Source organism: Amycolatopsis umgeniensis (assembly GCF_014205155.1).
GTDB classification, from domain to species: domain Bacteria; phylum Actinomycetota; class Actinomycetes; order Mycobacteriales; family Pseudonocardiaceae; genus Amycolatopsis; species Amycolatopsis umgeniensis.
In genome coordinates, this window is sequence record NZ_JACHMX010000001.1 from 5,962,405 (window position 1) to 5,985,707 (window position 23,303).

Annotated in this window: 16 protein-coding genes; 9 read left to right on the forward strand and 7 right to left on the reverse strand. The window is 68.6% G+C overall.

Annotated elements, in window-relative coordinates:
* Window positions 1–101 precede the first annotated feature (101 nt).
* A complete protein-coding gene (locus HDA45_RS28225) occupies window positions 102–1,280 on the forward strand; it encodes an MFS transporter (RefSeq protein ID WP_184900333.1) in 1,179 nt (392 codons plus the stop codon).
* A gap of 9 nt (window positions 1,281–1,289) precedes the next feature.
* Here HDA45_RS28225 and HDA45_RS28230 read toward each other — a convergent pair whose 3' ends face one another.
* The 4 genes from HDA45_RS28230 to HDA45_RS28245 are packed head-to-tail and all read right to left on the reverse strand — an operon-like array spanning window position 1,290 to window position 6,848.
* Window positions 1,290–2,477 carry a GNAT family N-acetyltransferase gene (locus tag HDA45_RS28230; protein ID WP_184900335.1) on the reverse strand — a complete coding sequence of 396 codons (1,188 nt, stop codon included), beginning with the start codon at window positions 2,475–2,477 and terminating at the stop codon, window positions 1,290–1,292.
* A gap of 32 nt (window positions 2,478–2,509) precedes the next feature.
* Window positions 2,510–4,210 carry an ABC transporter ATP-binding protein gene (locus tag HDA45_RS28235; protein ID WP_184900337.1) on the reverse strand — a complete coding sequence of 567 codons (1,701 nt, stop codon included), beginning with the start codon at window positions 4,208–4,210 and terminating at the stop codon, window positions 2,510–2,512.
* Window positions 4,207–5,949 (reverse strand): ABC transporter ATP-binding protein, encoded by a 1,743-nt coding sequence (locus HDA45_RS28240; RefSeq protein WP_184900339.1) that lies wholly within the window; start codon window positions 5,947–5,949, stop codon window positions 4,207–4,209. Before HDA45_RS28240 ends, HDA45_RS28235 begins: the two co-directional genes overlap by 4 nt.
* Window positions 5,949–6,848 (reverse strand): alpha/beta hydrolase, encoded by a 900-nt coding sequence (locus HDA45_RS28245; protein ID WP_184900341.1) that lies wholly within the window; start codon window positions 6,846–6,848, stop codon window positions 5,949–5,951. The genes HDA45_RS28240 and HDA45_RS28245 overlap by 1 nt, the downstream gene beginning before the upstream one ends.
* Before the next feature lie 96 nt (window positions 6,849–6,944).
* On the opposite strand from HDA45_RS28245, the gene HDA45_RS28250 reads away from it, so the two are divergent.
* The 5 genes from HDA45_RS28250 (at window position 6,945) to fxsT (ending at window position 16,316) form a co-directional block, all read left to right on the forward strand.
* Entirely contained in the window at window positions 6,945–7,976 is a 1,032-nt protein-coding gene (locus HDA45_RS28250; RefSeq protein ID WP_184900343.1) for a PucR family transcriptional regulator, read from the forward strand.
* Window positions 7,977–8,151: 175 nt separating this feature from the next.
* A complete protein-coding gene (locus HDA45_RS28255; RefSeq protein ID WP_184900345.1) occupies window positions 8,152–8,868 on the forward strand; it encodes a S1 family peptidase in 717 nt (238 codons plus the stop codon).
* Between the two features lie 186 nt (window positions 8,869–9,054).
* Window positions 9,055–10,866: a VMAP-C domain-containing protein gene (locus HDA45_RS42475; protein ID WP_184900347.1), complete on the forward strand. Its 1,812-nt coding sequence runs from the start codon at window positions 9,055–9,057 to the stop codon at window positions 10,864–10,866.
* Window positions 10,867–10,879: 13 nt separating this feature from the next.
* Window positions 10,880–11,962, forward strand: coding sequence for an AAA family ATPase (locus HDA45_RS28265; protein ID WP_184900349.1), 1,083 nt, complete (start codon window positions 10,880–10,882; stop codon window positions 11,960–11,962).
* A 1-nt stretch (window position 11,963) separates the two neighbouring features.
* Window positions 11,964–16,316, forward strand: a complete 4,353-nt coding sequence (gene fxsT, locus HDA45_RS28270) for an FxSxx-COOH system tetratricopeptide repeat protein (protein ID WP_184900351.1) — start codon at window positions 11,964–11,966, stop codon at window positions 16,314–16,316.
* Between the two features lies 1 nt (window position 16,317).
* Here fxsT and HDA45_RS28275 read toward each other — a convergent pair whose 3' ends face one another.
* The 3 genes from HDA45_RS28275 to HDA45_RS28285 are packed head-to-tail and all read right to left on the reverse strand — an operon-like array spanning window position 16,318 to window position 19,108.
* Window positions 16,318–18,120 carry an HEXXH motif domain-containing protein gene (locus HDA45_RS28275; protein ID WP_184900353.1) on the reverse strand — a complete coding sequence of 601 codons (1,803 nt, stop codon included), beginning with the start codon at window positions 18,118–18,120 and terminating at the stop codon, window positions 16,318–16,320.
* Window positions 18,120–18,335 carry a hypothetical protein gene (locus HDA45_RS28280; protein ID WP_343072170.1) on the reverse strand — a complete coding sequence of 72 codons (216 nt, stop codon included), beginning with the start codon at window positions 18,333–18,335 and terminating at the stop codon, window positions 18,120–18,122. The genes HDA45_RS28275 and HDA45_RS28280 overlap by 1 nt, the downstream gene beginning before the upstream one ends.
* Before the next feature lie 59 nt (window positions 18,336–18,394).
* Window positions 18,395–19,108, reverse strand: a complete 714-nt coding sequence (locus HDA45_RS28285; protein WP_184900355.1) for a Crp/Fnr family transcriptional regulator — start codon at window positions 19,106–19,108, stop codon at window positions 18,395–18,397.
* A gap of 185 nt (window positions 19,109–19,293) precedes the next feature.
* Here HDA45_RS28285 and HDA45_RS28290 point away from each other — a divergent pair, with 185 nt between their 5' ends.
* The 3 genes from HDA45_RS28290 (at window position 19,294) to HDA45_RS28300 (ending at window position 23,133) form a co-directional block, all read left to right on the forward strand.
* Window positions 19,294–19,704 (forward strand): hypothetical protein, encoded by a 411-nt coding sequence (locus HDA45_RS28290; protein ID WP_184900357.1) that lies wholly within the window; start codon window positions 19,294–19,296, stop codon window positions 19,702–19,704.
* Window positions 19,705–19,947: 243 nt separating this feature from the next.
* On the forward strand, window positions 19,948–22,479 hold the full coding sequence (locus HDA45_RS28295) for a phosphocholine-specific phospholipase C (RefSeq protein ID WP_184900359.1): 2,532 nt from the start codon (window positions 19,948–19,950) through the stop codon (window positions 22,477–22,479).
* Window positions 22,480–22,629: 150 nt separating this feature from the next.
* Window positions 22,630–23,133: a DUF4232 domain-containing protein gene (locus tag HDA45_RS28300; protein WP_184900361.1), complete on the forward strand. Its 504-nt coding sequence runs from the start codon at window positions 22,630–22,632 to the stop codon at window positions 23,131–23,133.
* Window positions 23,134–23,303: the final 170 nt, after the last annotated feature.

Here is a 23,303-nt window from a genome sequence, read left to right on the forward strand (position 1 = left end):
TCCCGCGCGCCGTCGAACTCCTCCGACGATGCACCTCACGCGACCGGAATCGCCGGTCCGGCAGAGGTTTCTTCGTCATGCTCGTGAATCGAGAGAGAAGAATGGTCACCCGAACCGAAAGTGCGCATTCGACCCTGAAGGGCTGGGCGGGGGTCGCCGCGATCACCGCCAGCCTGTTCGTCTTCCTCACCACCGAATTGATGCCCGTCGGCCTGCTCACGCCGGTGAGCTCCAGCCTGGGCATCTCGGTGGGTGTCGCCGGCCTGATGGTCACGCTCTACGGCGTCTCGGCCGGGCTGGGCGTGCCGTTCATCGTCGCGTGGACCCGGCGGATCAACCGGCGCGTCCTGCTCTCCACCTTGCTCGCGATCCTGGCCGTGGGCAACCTGATCACCGCGCTCGCCCCGAGTTATCCGCTGGTACTGGCGACCCGGCTCGTCATGGGCTTCGCCAACGGGGCGTTCTGGGCCATCGGGGTGGGCATGGCGATGCGCATCGTCCCGGACCGCCACGCGAACCGGGCGGCGGCGGTCGTGATGTCGGGGATCTCGGTCGCCACGGTGCTGGGCATGCCACTGGGCACCATCCTGGAGAGCCTCACCGGCTGGCAGACCACGTTCCTGATCTGGAGCGGGCTCAGCGTCCTGGTGTTTCTCGCTGTCGTCGTCCTGGTCCCGTCCTTGCCGTCGGCGAACGCGGTTTCGGTACGGGAGGTCTTCGGCCTGCCGCGGGTGAACGCGCGCCTGCGCTCGGTCTTGATCACCGTGGTCCTGTTCGTCCTCGGGCATTTCGGTGTCTACACCTTCATCCGCCCGTTCCTGGAAGGCACTTCTTCGGCGTCGCCCACCTTCATCACGGTGTGCCTGATCGTCTTCGGTGCGGGAGGAGCGGCGGGGAACTTCATCGCCGGATATTTCGTGGCGAGGAACGTGCTGGCGAGTTTCACGGTGGGCGCGGTCGCGCTCGTGGCGTCGCTGGTGCTGCTGCTCCTCGTCGGTCACGGGCGGGTGGGGGTGATGATCGCGCTGGTGCTCTGGGGTCTGTCCTACGGCATCGTGCAGTTGAGCCAGCTCACCATGACCCAGCGGTCCGCGCCCGACACGTTCGAGGCCGCGATGTCGCTCAACACCTTGGCGTACAACACTTCCATCGCCCTGGGCGCGTTGTTCGCCGGACTGCTGGCGGACAACGCGGGCATCACCAGTGTGGTGTGGTTCGGCGTGGTGCTGACAGCGGCCTCACTGCTCTTCACGGTCGGCACCCGCCGGGCCACGTCCTAGCGTCACCGGTCAGAACCAGTGCAGGCAGTGCGGGGAACGCTCGGCGCGGAACAGGGCATCGGCGAGCACTCCGGCGTCCGGGTGACCCGCCCGGACGCGTCCCGCGCGGACGAGCTTGCTCGGGAGGGTGCCGCCGAGGTAGATCGAGCCGAGGTCGCTCGCGTCCAGTGACAGGTCGGGTTCCCGGTCCGTCGGGACGCAGGTGGCTTCGCCGCCCCGGACGGTCAGCAGGTAGCGGCCGTGCTCGCCGAGCGCCGGGTCTTCGACGTCGAGGACGAGCTCGCCGTCGGTGAACCAGCCGCGTGCGGTGAGCGCGCGGGGGATGTCCAGCAGCCGGACCCAGAGCCAGTCGGTGTCGCCGCTGACCTCGCCGGCCCGGAAGTCCTCGAGCTGCCAGCGCAGCGGGTGGTCGGGCGGGCAGTGCTTGAACACGACCTCGGTGATCAGGTCGTGTTCGAGGAGGAATCGGGCCAGCGCCGTGGAGACGGCGTCGTCGGCGGCGATGATCTCGTCGACGGTCAAGGTGCTCGGGGCGGTGTGCGAATAGCAGGCGTACCCGTCCGGGACATCGTCGGCGTCGCGGTGAACCGCGATGTAGCGCGGCGCCGTGGAGATCGGGGACTGCCCCGCCCCCTCCGCCCACCAGCGGTGCGGACGTGACAGCGCGCCGGGCCGTGCGCGGCGGTACCGGTCGTAGACCTCTTCCAGGATCTCGCCGCAGTCGCTACGGCGCAGCAGCTCGATCGAACCGGAGGCCGTCCGTGGGACAGCGAAGGCCGCTTGGTGGCGCTGCACCGTCAGCCGGTGGGTGTAGGTGGCCGGTCCATAGCCGAACCGTCGGTAGATCAGCGCCTCCGAGGCCAGCAGCACGGAAAGGAATTCGCCCCTGGCCCGGAAGTCGGCGAGCTGACGCCGCATCATCGCGCTGAGCGCGCCTCGGCGCCGGTGAGAGGGCAGGACGCCGACGGCGGTCACTCCCGAGACCGGAATGACGGTTTCACCGGGAAGGGTGAGCTCGAAGGAGTACGCGGCGGCCGTGCCGACGGGCCGCCCGTCCTCGGACATCGCGAACAGGCCGCGGTCCTCTTCGAGTGCCGACCAGAGCGTGGCCGGGGTTTCCGGGAAACGTGCGAACGCGGCGTGCAAGGTGTCGACGAAGACGTCGAATTCCTCGCCCGTCGTGGGACGGATCTGCATCGGCACAGTGCAGCGCCGTCCCACGGCCGGGGTCAAGCGATTTGCAGTTCCCAGAAGCCGGCGTACCGGCCACCGCGGCGGACCAGGTCGTCGTGGCTCCCTTCCTCCACGATCCGGCCGCCGTCCAGGAAGACCACGCTGTCGGCGCGCTGGACGGTCCGCAGCCGGTGCGCCACCATCACCACGGTCCTGCCCGCCATCAACCGTTCGATCCCGTCGTGCACGGCGGTTTCGTTCACCGGATCCAGTGCGGACGTCACCTCGTCGAGCAGCACGATGGGCGCGCCCTTCAGCAGCGCCCGCGCGATCGAGACCCGCTGGCGTTCCCCGCCGGACAGCAGCGCCCCGCCCTCACCGACGTTCGCGGACCAGCCGCCGGGCAGCCGTTCGATCACTTCGTCCAGCCTCGCCGCCGTCGCGGCCGCCCGTACTTCGGCGTCCTCGGCGTCCGGACGGCCGAGCCGGACGTTCTCCTCGATCGTGCCGTCGAAAAGGTAGACGTCCTGGAACACGATGGCGATCCGCGACATCAGCTCCTCGGTGCTGATCGCGCGGACGTCCACCCCGCCGACGCGCACCGCCCCCGAAGCCACGTCGTGGAACCGCGCGAGCAGTTGCAGCACCGTGCTCTTCCCCGCACCCGACGGTCCGACGACGGCGAGCCGCTGTCCTTCGTGGACGGACAGCGAAAGACCGTCGAGCACCGTGCGGCCACCGTGCGCGAAGACGGCGGAGTCGAACTCCAGGTCGTTCCGCTCCGGCCGGACCGGCTCGGGCGGCTCCGGGAGCGGTTCGGTCCGCAGCACCGCGTCGAGCCTCGCCAGCACCGAACGCGCGCCCCGGAGTTTGCCGCCGATGTCGGACAGGGACAGCAGCGGATCCGCGCAGCGCGCGGCCAGCACGAGGATCGTCAGCGCTTCCGCCGTCCCGATTTCGCCACCGAGTGCGAGGAAAGCGCCCAGTATCAGCAGAACGGTGAACATCGCCTGCACCGTGAACGTCAGGCCGACGACACCGGGCAGAGCCGAAAGCGTGGACCGGTGGTTCGCCTTCTGGAGATCTCTCAGGGAGTCGTCGAGAAGCTTGAACCGGTCCGCTGTCCGGCCGCCGGCCCGCAGCACGGGCTGTGCCTGCAGATATTCGATGACCCGGCCGGTGGCCTCATGCCCGCGTTCGGTGCCCTCCTCGTCGGCGGCGGCCGTCGAACGACCCGTCCAGACCTGGACCGCCGCCACCACCGGGACGGCGATCAACGCGGCGAGCCCCAGCCGCCAGTCGAAGACGGAGATCACGAACACGACCGTCACCGGAGTGGCGCAGGCGGAGAGGAACGGCGCCAGCAGATGCGCGATCACACTCATCGCCCGCAAAACACCCGGTCCGGCCAGCGCCGAAACCTCACCGACCCGGCTCGTGCTGTACCAGCCGATCGGCAACCGGGCGAGATGGTCACCGAGCCGGTGGTACATCCCGCGCAGCAACGTCGTCCCGACCCGGAACCCGGAGAGATCGGCGCGATACCGCAGGATCGCGAACACCGCGACGGCCGCGCCGAACGCGATCAGCCACGGCGTGGCGTCGCCGGGGGAGCCGCCGAGCAGCGCCCGTAGCAAGGGCACCAGCAGCGCGTACGACAGGCCCTCGACGATCGCTGTCGTCGTCATCAGTGCCACGGTGCGCCGCACCGGCGGGGCGTATTCCGGTCCGAGGACACGCAGCAACATCCGGATCATCGAGCTTCCCCCAGTGGTTCGGCCGTCCGGTGGGACTGCCAGAAGGCGGCGAATTTTCCCTTGCGTGCCAGCAGTTCCGCGGGCTTGCCGCGTTCGGCGATCGTGCCGTTCTCCAGCATCACGACGGTGTCGGCGTCGACGACCGTTTCCAGGCGATGGGCGATGACCAGGATCGTCCGATCGGCGCGCGACGCCGTCAGTGCCCGGCGCACGGCCAGTTCGGTCTGAGGGTCGGCGAAGGCGGTGGCCTCGTCGAGCACCAGGACAGGTGTGTCGGCGAGCAGCGCGCGGGCCAGCGAGATCCGCTGGGCCTCGCCACCCGAAAGGCCGGTTTCCTCCTGGAGCACGGTTTCGTAGCCGTGCGGCAGTTCGAGGATCCGGTCGTGGATGTTCGCCAGCCGGGCGGCGCGCACGACCTCGTCGAGACCGGCGTGCGGGACGGCCAGCGCGATGTTGTCCGCGACCGACGCACGCAGCAGGCGGACGTCCTGGAAGACGAAGGAGACGTGGCGGTACAGCTCCCGGCTGCCGAGTTCGCGCAGATCGACGCCGCCCAGCAGGATCGATCCTTGCGCCGGGTCGAAGAACCGCGGCAGCAGAGTGACCAAAGTGGACTTTCCGCTGCCCGACGGCCCGACGAGGGCGGTGACCGTCCCCGGTTCGAGCACCAGGTCGATCCCGCGCAGGACTTCGCGACCGGCTTCGTAGCCGAAGCGCACGCCGCGCAATTCCACGCGATGTCCCTGGGGCGCGACGGGATTCGACGGCTCCGGCAGCGGCGGCACCCCGAGCACCTCGCGGATCCGGCCGATCGCGCGCCGGGCGGCCTGCAGTTCGTCGAAACCGTGGCCGAGTGCCGCCACCGGCGCCGTCAGCCCCAGCCCGAGTACCAGGAAGGGCAGGAGATCGACCGGGGCCAGTCCGCCGTTCGCGATCAGGACCGTGCCGCCGATCAGGATGACCAGCAGCACGAACGGCGGCGACAGCGCCAGCTGCATCCCGGCGGCGGGTCCGGCCATACCCCGCACCCACCGGGTGAAGGTGGCGACGAAGTCGTCCGCGGCCGTGCGGAAGCTGCGATGGGCGCGGCCCGCGCCGCCGAACGCCTTGACCACGGCGATGCCTCCGACGAACTCGACGACCGAATTCGAGATCCCCGCCATGCCCTGGTCGAATTCCTCCTGCTCGCGCAGCCGGGAAGGCGTCATCATCAGCGGGACCAGCGCGACAGCCAGCACGACGGGGATCAGCGTGATCAGGGTGAGCCGCCAGTCGATGGTGAGCAGGTAGCCCAGCGACACCAGCGGGACGACGAAGGCGGACACGAGTTCGCCGGGGGTGTGGGCGATGAACGGATGTACGGCGCCGACGTCCTCGCCGACGACTTTCGCCAGCTCACCGGTCCGGCGGCCGGAGAACCAGCCGAGCGGCACGCGGCCGAGGCGTTCGGCCAGCAGACGGCGGAAGGCGAGCTGGACCCGGCCGTCGAGCAGATGCCCGATACCGGACGACGCGGCCGTGAGCAGCAGCCGGACGAACAGCCCGGCCGCGCCCACGAGTACGGCCGTCCAGACGCGGCTCTCGTCGACGGGGCCGGGCGCGAGCAGGGCCCGGCCCAGCTCGACGACCGCCAGCAGCGGTGCCAACCCCGAGACGGCACCGATGACCTGGAGGACGACGAGAGCGGCGAAACTCCCGGCGAACGGGCGCAGCAGACCGGTGGGCGCGGGCGTCGTCATCAGTCGGCCAGCGCGCGCGACAGGGCGGCGCCCAGTTCGGCGATCTGACGGCGCGACACCTCGGCGGACAGGATCGCCTGCGATCCGTGGAAGGTGCCGGGCCACTGGTGCAGCTCGACCGAGACCCCGGACTGCAGCAGGCGGACCGCGTAGTCGATGTTCTCGTCGCGGTTCGGGCAGAACTCGGCGGTGCCCAGGTAGGCGGGCGGCAGGCCGGTGAGGTCGGTGGCCCGCGAAGGCGCGGCGTAGTACGAAGGGGCGGGCTGTCCGCCCAGGTAGTAGCGCCACATCGCGGCGACCTTGGCGCGGTTGATCCATGGTGTGTCGGTGAAGTTCCGCGCCGACCAGGTTTCCAGCCGGTCGTCGAGTCCCGGCTGGTTGAGCAGCTGGAACCGGATCCGCGGACCCTGTTCGTCGCGGGCTCGCAACGCCGTGGCCGCCGCGAGACCCCCACCCGCGCTGTGCCCGCCGATCGCGATCCGGTCCGGGGTGACGCCGAGTTCCGTCGCGTTCTCCGCCGCCCAGTTCAGCACCGTGTAGACGTCGTCGAGTGCGGCGGGGAACGGGTTTTCGGGAGCAAGGCGGTAGTTCACCGAGACCACCACCGCGCCGGAGGCCTCGGCGAGCCGGGCGGCCCACGGGTGTTCGGTGTCCAGGTTGCCCATGACCCACCCGCCGCCGTGCAGCCAGACGAGGGCGCCGTGCGCCTCGTGCGGGCGGTAGATCCGGATCGCGACGTCCGGGTCGCCGGGCACCGTCCGGTCCTCGACCGTCATGGCGGAGGTGTCCGGCTGCGGAATCGAGGTGGCGAGCTTGGCGAAGGTCGCGCGTTCGGCGAGCGGGTCGTCGAGCTGCGCCGGGGGGAACAGGGCGATGAAGGCTTCCAGTTCGGGATCCATACCGATGATCCTTCCGGTCCCCGGTCCGGAGGTCGCCCGCCAAGCGTCGCGCGTGAGCGCCCCTTCGCGCGACGATCGCCGCGTACGCTCGCGAACATGGAGGCACTCGCCGCGCGGTTGTCGCATCTGGATCCCGATGTCGAAGGCGTGATCCGGGTCGTGATGTTCTACGACACCCTGATGCGGCGGCGGGTCGACCTCGCGGCGCTGGCCCGTGCCACGGCGGGGCTGGCGGAATGCGTGGCGGGCATCCGGCTCCACGGCACGGGGCGCACGATCCGCATGGCGCCCGACGGCCGCGAAGCCGCCCCGCCCGCGTCGGCGTCCATCACGACGGCGATCACCCTCGACGACGAGGAGATCGGCACGGTGTGGCTGGAACGCGAGGGTGGGCCCGGCGCCCTCGACGAGGCGGTGCTGGACAGGCTCGCGATCGCCGTGGCGACGGTCGTCGAACGGTACGGACCGGCCCGCACCACCATGGCCGATCCGGCGCTGGTGGAACTCGTGATCAGCGCAGCCAGCGACGACGCCGCCAGGAACCGGGCCTTGCGGCTGCTGGGTTTCCCCGCCGATCCGCCGGTCTTCGTGGTCGCCGTCCGGTCGGAGATCCCGCTCGAGAAGATCGGCGGCCTGCTCTGCCCGGCCCGTCCGGTCAAGGCGGCGCCGCTCACGGACGTGGGCATCATCCTGGCCACCACGGTGGATCCGGCCCGGCTGCCGGAAGGCGTACGCGCCGGGATCGGTGCCGGCGGCTGCCCGCACAGGTCCTGGCAGGACGCGAGGACCGCCCTGCGGTTCACGACCGCCCGCCAGCCGGTGATCCGCTACGACGACCTGGGGGCGTTGGCGCTGCTCGCGCGGATCCCCGAGGAGGACACGCGGGCCAACGCCGACGTCGTCGCGATCACGAGGCTGGCGACGGATCCGGAGGATCTGCGGACGCTGGACGCCTACTGCGCCACGGGTTCCGTACGCCAGGCCGCCGACTCCCTGCACCTGCACCACAGCAGCGTCGCGCGCCGGCTCACCCAGATCGGCAAGAGCCTGGCCGTCGAACTGAACGACCCCGCGGGCTTGACCCGGGCCAGGCTCGCCCTCACCGCTTGGCGGCTGCTCGGCGAGTGAAGCACTACCTAATGATCTTCGCCGAATACTCAAAAAACGTCCCCGGCCGTCATGGAAATAAATAGGTAGCGCACGCGAACTTTCGTCGGTTTCCGGATTCCCTTGGCACGACACAGAATCAGCGCGTCAGTCCCCACGGACGCGGCTGGGATCCGGCCGCAGAAATGAGTCGGAAATGCGACTGCGCTCCCTCGTCCTGCTGGCCGGTACCGCCTTCATGGCGCTGCTCGGCTCGACCGCCCCCGCCGCGATCGCCGCCGAGCCTTCCGGTGCGCAGCCGATGATCATCGGAGGCCAGAACGCGCAGAGCGGTCCCTGGGCGGCCCGGCTGTTCGTGAACGGCCAGCAGAACTGCACCGCGACGATCATCGCGCCGCAGTACATCCTCACCGCCAAGCACTGTGTCGCCAGCAGCGGCACCTACACCTTCCGGATCGGCAGCCTCGACCAGCAGAGCGGTGGCACCATGGCCACCGGCTCGACCATCACCCGGCACTCGGGCGCCGACCTCGCCATCGTCAAGCTGACCAGTTCGGTCAACGCCACCTACTCGCCGCTCGGCACCACGAGCAACGTCGCGGTCGGCCAGAACGTCCAGGTCTACGGCTGGGGCGCGACCAGCCAGTGCGGTTCCGAGATCAACTGCCAGTCCCGTTACCTGAAGGTCGCCACCGTCCGGGTCAACTCGGTCAACTGCAGTGACTACAACGGCGGCGTCGCGGTGTGCGCGAACCGCGTCAACGGCATCACCGCCGGCGGCGACTCGGGCGGCCCGATGTTCTCCGGTGGCCGTCAGGTCGGTGTCGCGTCGACCAGTGACCGGTCGAACAACACCGCCTACACCAACATCACCCGTTACCGCAGCTGGATCCAGCAGGTCGCCGGCGTCTGACCCCTCGGTGAATGCGGAGCCCTCCCCGGCGCGGTCGGGGAGGGCTCTTCCGATGTGGTGAGGAAATCACGAGCACGGAAACGGGAGAACATATTTGTCAATTGACACTCAACCCCGGGCCGATTGACGCGATAATGTGGCGGTCGGCGCCGACGGGTCGGCGCTGTGGACCTTGGGAGGGGGCCAGTGGCGCAACCGACGCAGGCTCTCGACCGCACGATCGTCGTCGTGGACGTCGCGGGCTTCACCGCTCCGGAGCGGAACCCCCTCGATCGCCTGGCCGTGCGCCAGGGCATGTACGAGGTGCTCAAGACCGCTTTCGCCGAAAGCGACGTCGACTTCGATTCCTGCGCGCGCGAAGACCGCGGCGACGGCGCGCTGATCCTGTTGCCTCCCGGCACGACCAAAAGCCTCGTCGCCGACCGCTTGCCGGATCGCATCGCGGTCGCCCTCCGCCGGTACAACCACACGCGGACCCCGCAGGCACAGATCCGGTTGCGGGTGAGTCTCAACTCGGGCGAGGTGCTGAACGACGGGAACGGGTGGGTCGGCGACGCGGTCGACATCGCTTTCCGCATCCTGGACGCGCAAGAGGCGAAGGAGGCGTTCGCGGAATCCGACCGGATGATCGCGTTCATCTCGTCGCAGCGCTTCTTCGCCGACGTCATCGCGCAGGATCCGGGTCTGTTGCCCGAGTTGTACAGTCCGATACCGGTTTCGGTGAAGACGTTCACCGGAATGGCTTATTTACGTCTGCACGGTGAACTGACCGCACCTGTCACCAAATCGGTGCCTTTCGTGGCGGAGACCCCGGACGACCCGTTTCTGATCGACCTGAACAGCGCCGTTCTGGAGTTGATCCCCCGCAAGGATCTGGCGGGCCTGCACCATCATCTGACCCGGATGGAGGTCCCCCATCTGGCGGTGATGATGAGCCGCGCGCTCGGTCCCGCCGTTCCGTTGCCCCGGCTGGAGGGGGTCACCGACGCTTGGGGCGCCTTCCAACTGCTCACCGATTTCAACGCCGGCCCGGACGGGATCCCGCCCGCGGTGACGTTCTTGCGCCTGCTCTCGGAGAACGTGGAAGGCGAGCCGGGTGCCATGATCGCGGGCTGGATCGCCGACCAGGCCCGATCGCTGCGGCTCGGCCCCGCGCTGGGGAACCAGCGGTACAGCAGGCCGCCGATTCCGGAGCGCCCCCATTTGCATTTGATGATCATGCTCGAACCCCTTTCCGCCGATCCGACGCGGTGCACTCTCGCATTCTGGCGCCAAGACGACCCGGAAGTGTGGCCGCCTTCGCTCGGTGGAGTGCGGGAAATCGGAATAGACGAGGTCGAGTTCAGGGTCGACGACGTCATCCTGGAGACTGAAGGCGTCTGGTCCGGTCAGAGCGTGTCCGCGTCGGTGGAATTCCTGCTGCCGAGGACGTTGATCAATTTGCCCGTGCAGCGGTGGGCCAAGGAACATGGGACCGGTCAGCCGCAGCCGCTGCGGTACGGCTACCGGCTGGGAATACGGTCTTTGGAGAGGATGCGGGCGAGGTATTGGCATCGCGCATGGCACGTTCGCTGGGACTCGATGGTGAAGGATCCCGCCGCCGACAGGCTGCACTATTCCGGTTGCGTGGAGTTCGAGGATCACCCGATCGACGCGATACTGAGCGACGAACACTGGGTGGGTATGGTTTTGGCGAAACCGCCGTCGCCCCAAGCGGAACAGGGTGCCGCGCCGGACGAACTGACGACCGCCCTCCGCAGTGGATTGCCGGTGGTGCTGTGGCATCCGGACGCCGAGCCGGAGAACCTGCGCGAGTTGCTCGACTGGGTATTGGCCGCGGAGAGCGGTTTTATCGAACTTCCGGATCGTCGCAAACTGGCGAATTCCGGTGCGGCGGTACCGTTCAAGAATTCTCTGGCTCACGATCTGGTGGTAATGTGGGACGATCCGAAACGCGTAATCGTTCTGGACCAGCCGTTGATCCCGACTCGACAGTAAGGGGATGCCGCGGATGAGTGTGAACGATCAGGACGCGACCGTGGACGGACGGGCCGCCCGGCCCGATGCACCCGATTGGTGGATCTACCGGGGTACCGGCAGGCCGATCCACGACATCGATCTCGCGCAACTGCTGCCCGCGCCGCCACCGTGGCGGTCTTACCGGGGTGATCCGCCGCCGGAGCACGACGTGCCGCCGCCGGACGACGGCGAGATGGAGCGTCGTCTCGGTACCGCGTTCACGCTTTCCGAGCAGGACACCGACGCGGGTGAATTGAACATGGTCAACGCCGCGCTGTACCTGCGGCGGCCGTTGCTGGTCACGGGGAATCCCGGAACCGGGAAGTCCAGTCTCGCGTACCGGATCGCCAGGGAACTCGGTCTCGGCCGGGTGCTGCGCTGGGCGATCACGAGTCATACCGCGCTGAGTTCCGGGCTGTACGGCTACGACGCCATCGGCCGGGTGCAGGCCGCGGCGACGAGTCAGGCGCAGCGCGGCGGCGAGGCCGAAGAACCGCCGATCGGTGATTTCGTCCGGCTCGGCCCGCTGGGCACCGCGTTCCTGCCCGGCAGGCTGCCCCGCGTGCTGCTGATCGACGAACTGGACAAATCCGAGGCGGATCTGCCCAACGATCTGCTGTCGATCTTCGAGGACGGCGAATTCTCCATCGAGGAATTGGCCCGCGTGCGCAACCGGCATCCCGAAGTCACCGTGCACACCGCCGACCCGCAGCGCACCGCCGTCGTCCGCGACGGCCGGATAGCTTGCCACGCGTTCCCGATCATCATCATGAGCAGCAACGGAGAGCGGGAGTTCCCGCCCGCCTTCCTCCGCCGGTGCCTGCAATTGCGGATCGAGAACCCCGATCACGACCAGCTCGCGGCGATCGTCGCCAGCCATCTGGTCACCGAGAACGGCGAACACCGGGACAGGCTCATCCGGGAATTCGCCGAACGGAGCAAGGCCGAAGGCGGACTCCCCACCGACAGGCTGCTCGATGCCGTCTACCTGGCGACGTCGGGCGCGTACCAGCCGGATCAGGAGGCGTGGCCGCGGCTGGTGGACGCACTCTGGCAACGACTGACGGTGCGGTGACATGGGCGGGCCGGGCGGCTTTCCCCCAGGGGTCAAGCAGGTCCGCTTCGAGGACCTGAACTGGACCGACGTCGCGGACATCGTGTGGCTGGCCGCCGCCATCACGCCGCGGCGTGATGGCGAGCCCGCTCCCGCCGAGGAGCCGGAGCCCGACGACGTGCGGATCCGCAACGCGCTCGCGGAACGCGACGAAATCCCCGCGCTCCCCGAACCCCGGCCGTCCCCGGTCCCCGACGTCACGCCGTCGGGCGACGGCAACGGCAACGGCCGGGCCGCCGGAATCGACGTCGTCCCCGGTGAGCTGCCCGAACCCGCGGTGGACGGTTCGGGACCGGGCGGAGTGGTACTCCTCGAATCACTCGCGTACTTCCGTTCGCTGAGAACGTTGAAACGGGAGACGCCCTCTCTGCGACACAACAATGTGGTCCTGGACGAAGTGGCGACCGCCGTCCGGGCCGCGGAGACCGGACGGTGGTGGCCTGTCACCCGATCGAGAAAAGAGCGCTGGCTGGACCTGACACTCGTCCTCGACAACGGTCCGTCGATGGCCTTGTGGCGCCCGCGGGTGTCCGCGTTTGTCGAATTACTCCGGCAGGTGGGTGCTTTCCGCACCATTCAGGTCCGCCTGTTGGAAACCGCGAAAGACAACGGTCAAGAGGATCTCGTTCTTCGCGGTGGCACGCCCGGCGCCCCCGCCCGCGACCCGAACGAGATCCTGGATTCTTCGGGACGGCGCGCGGTTCTCCTGCTGACCGACGGCGTCGGGGACGCTTGGCAGAAGAAAGACGCGTTGTACCCGACCCTGGCGCGCTGGGGCCGGACGATGCCGGTGAGCATCGTGCATCTGCTCCCGCAATGGCTGTGGGGCCGCTGCGGCATGAGCCCGCACAAGGCCCGGTTGCGGGTCCCGAACGCGTTGGCCCCCAACGGCCGCTGGACTTGCGACCTCGCGGACGCGTGGCTCGAACCGGAGGCGAAAGTGCCCGAAGGCACCGTCCCGGTGCCGGTGCTCGAACTGCGGCCGAGGGCGCTCGGCTGGTGGGCCGGACTGATGACCGGCGAAAACGCCGGCGACGTCGAAGGAACGGTCGTCCTCACCACGGAACGGATTTCTCGCTCCGATTCCGATGACCGGCCGGTAACTTTGTCACCCGCCGAAAGAGTGCACAGATTCCGCAGTGTGGCGTCGCCACCGGCGCTACGCTTGGCACAGTTACTCGCGGCGGTACCGGTGCGCCTCGACGTGGCGAAGCTGGTTCGACAACGGTTCGTGCCGGAAGCGGGGCTGGAGCACCTCCTCGAACTTTTGCTTTCGGGGATCATGTACGCTCCCGGACTCAGGGAGGGGAAGTCCACTTGGGACACAGGTGGGGTCTTCGCTTTTCCCGAGGCAGTCCGGGAATTGCTACTCAGTGGCGCGCGGCGGTCGGAGACGGCCAGTGTCGTCCGAGTGGCCGCCACCCATTTAGGTGGCCGGATTCCGCTGCTCGGTCACCTCCGAGACGCCATCGCCGACCCGCACAACACGCCGGATCCGGTGCTCACCCTCGAGTCGTCGGCCGATGTGGAACTGGAGAGCGCCGTCATGCGCGCGCTCTCCGGCCCGTACCTGTCCCGGGCTGACCGGCTACGGAACGCGGTACAACACCAAGACCTCGTCGTGTCCGCACCTCAATCGCTGAAGACATCCATAAAGACTGTGAGCCCAAAGATGCCTGAGACGGCCGAACGTCCAACTGCCTCGACTACCGCGATCCAGGGACGCTCGACTTATCTCAGTGAGCCCGAATCGAACGAGCCGACGACCAGGATCGTCCATCCCGCCGCGTCGGAAACCTCCCGCAGTTTCCCGACCCGCCAGCCCGACGACCCGCCCTTGGTCTTCGGAAACGTACCGCCGCGCAACCCCAACTTCACCGGTCGCGACGAGTTGCTCGGCCAGCTCACCAAACGGTTGAGCAGCGGCACCACCGCGGTGCTCCCGTCGGCGCTGCACGGTCTCGGCGGTATCGGCAAGACCCAGATGGCGACCGAGTACATCTATCGGCATCTGCAGGACTACGACCTCGTCTGGTGGATCGACGCGGCGCACACCACGCAGATCCGCGCCGGTCTCACCGAACTCGCCGGGATCCTCGGCCTCCAAGGCGCGGCCGAGGCCAACGTCGCGGTCCCCGCGGTGATCGAGGCGCTCCGGACCGGGCGGCCCTTCCGTCGCTGGCTGCTGATCTTCGACGCGGCCGAGAGCCCGGAGACCGTACTGCCGTTCTTCCCGCGCAACGGTCCCGGTGAAATCCTGATCACCTCGCGGAACTCCGACTGGGCCGGTATCGCGCGCCCGCTGGAGCTCGCGGTGTTCAAACGTGAGGAAAGCGTCGAGCTGCTCGGCCGTCGCGGTCCGGAGATCGACCCGGACGACGCCGACGAACTCGCCGAGAAGCTCGGCGATCTGCCGTTGGCCGTCGAGCAGGCGGCCGCCTGGCGTGCGGTGACCGGGATGCCGGTGCAGGAGTACCTGCGGCTGTTCGACGAGTCTGTCGAGGAAATCCTCGACACCGCCTCGGCGCCCGACTACGAGGTTTCCGTCGCCGCCGCGTGGAACGTTTCGTTCGAGGAGCTGAAGACCCGCAACCCGGCGGCTCACCAGATCCTGCACATCTGCGCCTTCTTCTCGCCGGAACCGATTTCGCGTGACCTGCTCACCGGGGTCAGCCGGGTCTCGATCTCCCCGGAACTCGACGCCGCGCTGCGCGATCCGATCAAGCTCGCCCGCGCCATCCGTGACATCAACAGGTACGGCCTGGCGAAGATCGACCACGGCAACAACACCCTCCAGCTGCACCGACTGGTCCAGTTGGTCCTGCGCAACCGGGTCATGGCCCGTCAGGTGCACGCGCGGATGCAGCACGGGGCTCACCAGCTGCTCGCCGCGCTGGACCCGAACGACCCCGAGTCCAGCAGGCACTGGTCGCGCTATCGCGAACTGCTGCCGCACGTCTACGCGGCGAACGTGCTGGACTGCGACGACAACTGGCCGCGTCAGCTCCACATCAACCTGATGCGCTACCTCTTCGAATACGGCGACCACGAGGAAGCCGCCCGGCTCGGCCTCGAAGCGCGGAAGCGGCTCACCGACACCCTCGGCCCCACGCATCCGCAGACACTCGAGGTCTCGTCGAGGCTGGGCCTTTATCTGTGGGCGATCGGCCGGTACACCGAAGCCGCGGAGCTCAACCAGCGCACGCTCGCGCTGCGCCTTCAGGTATCGGGCGAGGAGGACGAGGAAACCTTCGCGCTGCAAAGGAACATCACGATCGACCTCCGGGCACAGGGGGACTTCGCGGCGGCGACCAAGCTGAGCGAAGAGATCTACCACAAGGCCAAGCGCATGTTCGGTGAAGACGACCCGGAGACGCTCAACGCCGCGTACCAGCACGCGATCAGCCTGCGGCTCACCGGCGCCTACGAGGCGGCGGCGGAACTGGACAAGGACACGCTCCGGCGGCGGATCGAGGTCCTCGGCCGCGACCACGTCCGCACCTTCGCCGTCAACAGTTCGCTGATCGTGGACCTGCGGGAGGCGGGGGAGTACGGCCAGGCCCGCGTCCAGCAGGAAAGGCTCACGGAGAACTTCTACGCCCGTTTCGGCGCGGACCAGCTGGACGCGGCGGGCAACTCGTTCCTGCTTTCGGTGGCCAGGCGCAAGGACGGCGACCACCCGGGCGCGCTCAGCCTGTCCAGTGAAGCCCTCAAGAAGTTCCGGTTCGCCTACGGTGACGACCACTCCATCACCATGGCGTGCGCTCTCGCTCACTCGATCGACCTCCGCCACTCCGGCGATCTGGGGGCGGCAAGGCGGCTGGGAGAGGAAACCTTCGAGCGGTACCGGAGCGGTCTCGGCGAACACCATCCGCACACCCTCGCGGCCAACGCCGACCTCGCGGTGACGTTGCGGCTCTTGGGCGACCCCGCGACGGCCCGTGTCCTCGACGAGCGCGCCCTCGAGCATTTCCGGGCCACCATCGGCCCGGATCACCCCTATGCCGTCATCGCCACCATCAACCTGGCGAGTGATCTTTCGGCACTGGGCGAGCTCGACAGGGCTGTCGAACTGGGGCGGGACGCCGTCGAGCGCGGCAAGCAGGTGCTCGGTGAGGAGCACCCCACGCTCCTGGCGGCGACCTTCAACCTCGGGCTGGACCTGGCCGCGCTCGGCCGGGCCGAAGAGGCCGCGCCGCTGCGCGATCCGATCCTGGTGAAGTACCGCCGGGTCCTCGGCGAGGCCCACCCGGGAACGCAGGCCGCGGTCCGCGGTGTCCGCGGCGACTGCGACATCGACCCGATGCTGATGTAGGTCAGTCCGGGACGAGCTGGCCGATCCACGAGGCGAGCTGTTCCACGGTCGGTGGCCGCGGAACAGCTCGTAAGGGCCGGTGCACCGCCCGGACGAGTTCGGGGCAGTGCAGCAGAGCCCGGGCGGCGGGATGGGGGCCACGCGCGGCGAGCGCGAGGCCCAGCCCGACCAGGGAAGCGGGCCGATCCGGATCCCAGGCGAGTTCCTGGCGGTAGCCGTTGACGGCTTCGAGGAAATCGCCCGCGACATAGGCGAAATCCGCGGCCGTGGCGCCGGGCACCGCCGGCGAAAGCGGGTTGTCGCCGACGGAGAGCCGGATCAGATCCGTCCTGGCGTGGGACCAGCCGCCGTCCGGCACCGGCGTCGGCGGAAGATCGGTCGGGTCGAGGGTGGCGGGCGGTCTGGGCCGCCCACCCAGCCAAGCCGCCGCCAGTCCGGCGACCACCGCCGGATCCGGACGAAGGTGTCGAGCACGCCAACCCGCGAGGTGATCCCGGCAGGCGGCCGTGGCCAGTTCACTCGCCTCCGCCGGAACGGGTTCGCCCTGCCACGGGCCGAGGCGTTCGGCGATGTCGTCGAGGAAGCGGCGTCCGGCCGTGGTCATGGTCGCGTCCCCTCGCAGGGCCTGGAGGGTCCGCCAGGTCTGACGGCGCCAGAACGCGAATTCGAAGCCGGAGCGCCGGGGACTCCGCCCGGCTCGATGCAGCGCACGCCAGAACGCCGTCACGCCGAAGAACGCGTAGACCCCTTGCAGGGCACCGCTCAGCGGCCGCGGGTCATCGCGCCAAGCCACGTAGATCCGTTCCCGGGGATCCGGCTCGTACAGCTCGACGAGGTGCAGCAGACCGCCGAGCACTATGTGCTGGAATTCGTGGATCAAGGTCTCGGCGAGGGACGCGCCGTCGGCGGGCAGGCCGACCACCGCGCTGCCGAACGCCTCCCCTGTCGACGCGCTCGGATTCCGGAAGAGCACCTGGGGTTTCGGGACCAGTGAGGCCAACCCCACCGGCATGATGCGGGCCAACCCGGGGAGATGATCGGCGATCAGACGACAGGCCTCGTCGATCAACCCCTGCCAATCCGCCAGGTCCTTACCCGGCAGCCGTTCCGGGGGCACCGGTTCGTAGAGCCCGCGATAGGGATCGAGATCGTCCAGCCAGAGCGTGAACCGGTGCGAACCGACCTGGCTCCGTACCCGCCGGATTCCCCACCAGCCGAGAGCGTCGGAGTCTCGCGCGCTCGGCAGGTGGACCGTCGTCTCGCCGTTCGACACGGAGTACCGGCCGTTCACGCCTCGGACGACGGCCGAGGAAAACGGTTCGGTGCCGGGGAATCTGGCCATCCCGAGCGAGGGGAGCATGGCGTTTCCGTGCCACGCCGGGATGGCCGTTTCGAAGTCCAGCTCCGCCCGGATCGCCGCGGCCGCCGCGATCGCGTGCGCGTGTCCCAGATGCATCCACAAAGGACCGATGCCGTCGATTCCGTTGCGCAGCAGACGCGTCGTGTAGCCCGCCCAGCTGCCGGTGTACGGATTCGTGAGCATCCGGTTCACCGCTCGCGGTGCTCGTGCTTCGGCACGTGCAAGGAGCTCCCACGCGGAATCCAGCGAGGGCAACGGACCTGAGTGATCCGGGCTCTTCGTGGCCTCGGTCAGCAACGCGTGGATCAGCAGTTTGCGACGGCTCCGCTCGGCCCGTCGCAGACGGCGGGCCATGTCCTCGTCGCCGTCAAGGCGTGCGAGTGCGTCGAAGTCTCGCCACGACAAGCGGTGGAACGCGGGGCGAGCCTCGGCTGGTGGCGGCATCAGTCGATTCGCTCACCTGTCCCCGCTGAACCGCTTCTGTAGCGCGCGCGGACATGCGTGGTGCGTTCGACGACGTGGTGCGCCGAATCGCGGAAGGCTTCACTGTCCAGCTCTCGTAACGCGGTGAATGAGACCGCGTCGAGATCGATCAACGCCGATTCGATGTCCGGTTCCGTACCTGCCGAGAAAGAACTCATCGTGCCGATTCCCTCCACCCCGTGAAACGGTTGCGAGAGTTGAACCTTGACAAGGATAGCCGAGATTTCGTGTTCGATCAGGCCCCTTCGTCCGGTGGTGGCCGTCCGGCGGCCAATTCTCGGAGTGCGCGAGGCCTGGTGATGGTGACGCGCTGACGGGCGGTGCGCACCACGCCCAGTCGGCGGAGTTCTTCGAGCCCCCGGATGAGGGTGCTGCGGGAGACGCGGGCGAAACCCGCCAATTCCCCTTGATTGAAGCGGAGATCGACCTGTTTCCCCGCCGCCCAGTCGACGGCGTGCTGGAGTGCCAGTTCCAGCAGGACCGCGGCGAGACGTTGCGGGAAATCCGGTCCGCCGGACTCGAGACGCAGCCTGTCGGACTCCTGGAGCCGGATCGCCGCGGTGCGGAAGATCTCCTCCGCGATCCGAGGCTGGGCGCGCAGTACGCCGAGGAATTTCTCCCTCGACACGACGAGGGTGTGCACCTCGTCGATCGCCGACATGGTGGCGGACCGGGGGAGCCCGCTGATCGGGGCCAGTTCGCCCACGATCTCCGCGGGGCCACGAGCGGCGAGCGGGGCGTCTTCGCCGCGATAGTTGGTGGCGCTGATCTTCACCCAGCCGTGCAGGACGACGAACAAACTGGTGGGCGGACTGCCTTGGAGGGCGAGGATCTGGCCGGGCTGCCACACCTTCAGATGCCCCGCGCTCCGGATCGCGGATTGCTCGGCAGGCGTCAACCGGCGCCAGGTTCCGAGGTCTCCGTGCTCACCCGTGGAGGAACCGGTCATCCTGGCCCTCCGGTTCCGTGGAAACCGGATCGGCGCTGTGTTCCATTTGACGCATCGCACACTCCCCCGACTCGCCAGCATGGTCTGTGGGCAGAACGACCCGGAAGTTTCGAACCGCAACCGGTAATTGTGCCAGGCAAGAGGTGACTTCACCAGACCTCGGGCCGGCGACGGGGGAGGATGTCATGCGCAGTGCCGAAAGTGTCATGGGACAGCCGAAGGACCACCGCCACGAGCCGGCCGAGGAGAACCCGCGGACGCCGAAGGCGTTCGGGCGAAGACCGGCTTTCTTCGCGCCGCACCCGCCGCTGATGTCCGGCGGGTGGTACCAGGGTGCCGACCACGAGGTGGTCGGCCCGGGGCGGTATCCGGTCCCCCGTCCGCAGCCCAAATCGGTGAAGGCGGCGTTGTTGTGGGCGCTTTTCCTGGGCCCCTTGGGATTTTGCTACGTGTCGCCCGTCGGCGGGCTGATCGGGACGGCGATGGCGGTCACGGCGATCACCCTCGGGGGAGCCCCGGTGGTGGCGGTGATCTGGCCGGTCGTCATGGTGCTCTCGCTGGCGGCGCTGTCCCGGCGCTCCGAGGACGCGGAGTAGGCGACACGAGAGATGTCCGGCCGTTTCCGGCCGGACCCACCGGGTGGGGGCCGCTCAAGGGGGGCGGCCCCCACCGTGGCTTCCCGTCCTCCGAAAGTCGCGTCTTGTTGCTCCGATCATGCAGCCCGGACACGGAACTCTTGAACCCGACCGATCGATATGTTTCCATCTGCTCGATAGTCGCACCAAAGGTGCAGTTTCGAGCACATTCAAACGGGTTCAATGCAGTTTCTGGAGGGCTCCGTGCGCCGTCGTACCCTGCTGAAGGCCGCTGGTGCGGCTTCCGCTTTCACCTTGCTCCCGGAGAGCGTCCGGCAGGCGCTCGCCGCCGAGGCACCGACGGGCGGACTCGACGTCATCGAGCACGTCGTGGTCTTCATGCAGGAGAACCGGTCTTTCGACCACTATCTGGGGACCTTGCGCGGCGTCCGGGGGTTCGCCGATCCGGCCGCGATCAAACTGCCTTCGGGGGCGTCGGTCTTCCAGCAGCCGGACGGCGCGGGCACCTTGCTGCCCTACGCGATCGACGATCAGTTCATGGCCGACGTCGACCACAGCTGGTCCGGCGGGCACCGCGCGTGGAACAAGGGGCGCCACGACGCGTGGCGCGCGGCCAAGGGCGTCCGCTCGCTGACCTATCACACCCGGTCGGCACTGCGGTTCTACCACGAGCTCGCCGACGCGTTCACCGTCTGCGATGCCTACCACTGCTCGGAAATGGGCCCCACCAACCCGAACCGGATGTACCTGTTCACCGGCAAACTCGGGTTCGAGCCGGACGGCACCACCCGCGCCATCGGCAACGACGCCTGGCAGAACCCCGGGCATGCCGGCTACACCTGGAAGACCTACGCCGAGCGGCTCCAGACCGCGGGCCGGAGCTGGCGGGTCTATCAGGAATGGGACAACTACGGCGACAATTCGCTGGACTACTTCAGCAGCTTCCTGGCCGTCGGCACCAAGGCGCTGTCGAAGGTGAAGGACTCGGCGGGCAAGGCCTTCCCGAAGCTGGAGTACTTCTACTACGCCCTCGACAAGGCTTCGGCCGCCGAGCGGACCCGGTTGCTCGACGGACTGGCGGCGGGGGTGGCGACCCTGACCGCGGCCGAGCGCGGGCTCTATGAAGGCGGGCTGGCCCGTGTCGCGCCGAAGCAGTTGCTGAGCGCCTTCAAAGCCGATGTCGACGCGGGCAAACTGCCGTCGGTGTCGTGGATCGTCGCGCCGGAATCGCAGACCGAGCATCCCGCGTGGGGCCCGAACACCGGCGCGGACCTGGTCAAGTCGATCCTCGACACGATCGCCTCCAAACCCGCCGTGTGGAACAAGACGCTGTTCCTGCTGACCTATGACGAGGACGGCGGTTTCTTCGACCACATGCCGCCGCCCGCGCCGCCCGCTTCCGACGACGAAGGCAAGAGTTCCGTCGCCACGACCGACGAGTTCGTGTCCGGCGAGCCGATCGGACTGGGCGTGCGGGTGCCGATGTTCGTCATCTCGCCGTGGAGCCGGGGCGGGAAGGTGTGCTCGGAGGTCTTCGACCACACCTCCGTGCTGCGGTTCCTGGAACGGTGGAGCGGGGTCGGCGAACCGAACATCTCGCCGTGGCGGCGTACCGTCTGCGGCGATCTGACGTCGGCGCTGGACACCACGGCGCCGAGCGCCACCTATCCCGCGCTGACCAAACCGGTACCGACGAGCGGGCCGTGGAACACGCAACCGCAGCCGCCTTCCGTGCAGAAACCGCCCATTCCGGAGAGCGGGGTCAAAACGGCGAGGCCGTTGCCTTATCAGGTGACGGCGTCGGGCCGGGTGACGGCAGAACGGTTCTGGATCGATTTCGGCAACACCGGATCCGCGGGCGTGCATTTCTCCGTCTACGCCACCGCGCACCGGACCGACGGCCCGTGGCGCTACACCGTCGGCGCCGGGGCCACGCTCTCGGACTACTGGCAGGTGGGTTCCCCGGACGGGGCGTACGACCTCACCACGCACGGCCCCAACGGTTTCCTGCGGCGGTTCGCCGGGAACCGGATCACCGCGACCACCGCGGGGAAACCGAATCCGGAAGTCGTACTGCGGCCGGGTTCCGGCGTCGTGTACCTGAAGATGACCAACGCCGGCGCCGCGTGCGAGCTGACCGTGCGCACCGGCAACCGGGGCGGCGGGCCGTGGAAGTACACGGTCGGCACCGGCGCGACGGTCGAGGACTGGTTCAGCACCGAAGGCGGCATGGGCGGCTGGTATGACCTGACCGTTCAGGGACCAGACGGCTTCCTGCGCCGCTTCGCGGGCCACGTCGAGACAGGCGCCGAGACGATCAGCGACCCTGTCATGGGCTCCGGACCGCTCCCGGCCACCGTCCGCTCGGCCGACAGTCAGGAGACCTCGGGCGAGTCCGGTGCCGCCACGAACGCCGTCGACGGCAACCCCGCGACCCATTGGCACACCAAATGGTCCGGCGGGGAAGATCCGTTGCCTCACGAACTGCAGCTCGATCTGGGCGCCGCCCGCACCGTCACCGGCCTGTCCTACCTGCCGCGCCAGGACGGCTCCGACCATGGCCGCGTCGGCGGCTACGAGGTCCACCTGAGCGCCGACGGTTCGGCCTGGGGAAGCCCTGTCGCCGCCGGGACCTTCCCCGACGACGCCGTCTCGAAGACACTTCGGTTCTGGCCGACCCGGGCCCGCTATGTTCGCTTCCGTGCGCTCACCGAGGCGGGCGGGCGCGGGCCGTGGACGTCGGCCGCGGAGGTGACCCCGCTCGGCTGGGTTTGAACGAACGGGCAGAACCCCTTGTCCTAACGGGAAAGATGCGTCGCGGCCGCCGAGGTTGCTTTTCTGAGAGCAGCGTCATCGTGACGCATCTTTCCGCCCTCCTCGGGCATCCTGCTTCGTGAAAGATCGACAGCGAGCGGGGAGAAGTTGATGAGCCACCGATCCATCCGACCGAATATCGTGCGTGCCGCCAAGGGAAAGCAGGCGGGATCGGGTAACGCTCCCCGTTGCGCCACAACGGAACTCTCGCTCGTCCTGGGTAGCCCCAAACCGAGCCCGAACTCGCCGGGACAGTTCGACGTGCCGTTGACGTACAAGAACACGTCGTCCCGGACGTGCGGGCTGTATGGCGTATCCGGCGTCGACCTGAACGGGCCCGAGCACGCGAACGGCGCGGTGTACCACCTGCCGAGGGTGGACAACGGCGTGAAGTACAACGAGGTCCCCGCGGGTACCACCGCGACCGCGACGATCACCGTCCTGAAGCCGTCCGACGACGCGGCCACGTGGACGCCGACGCGGGTGACGACCATCCCGCCGGGCCAGACCCAGGCGCTCACCGCGAACTGGCCGTCCGATCTCCCCGTGCTGCGCCAAGACGCCGCCACGCATCCCGGAACCTACGTGAACGGCATCCTCGCCGATCCCGCGTGACTTCACCGGCTGCGACCGTGCCGCTGTTGCGCAGAGGTGGGGGGGTGTGTGGAAATAGGGACGTTGAGTGTCCCTATTTCCACACGGCCCCGCGTGATCGGACCTGTCATGCGGGCCCGGCTCTGCCCGCGCTCCGCCGCGGCCCGGGTGTCGCGAAAGCCACTTTCGGG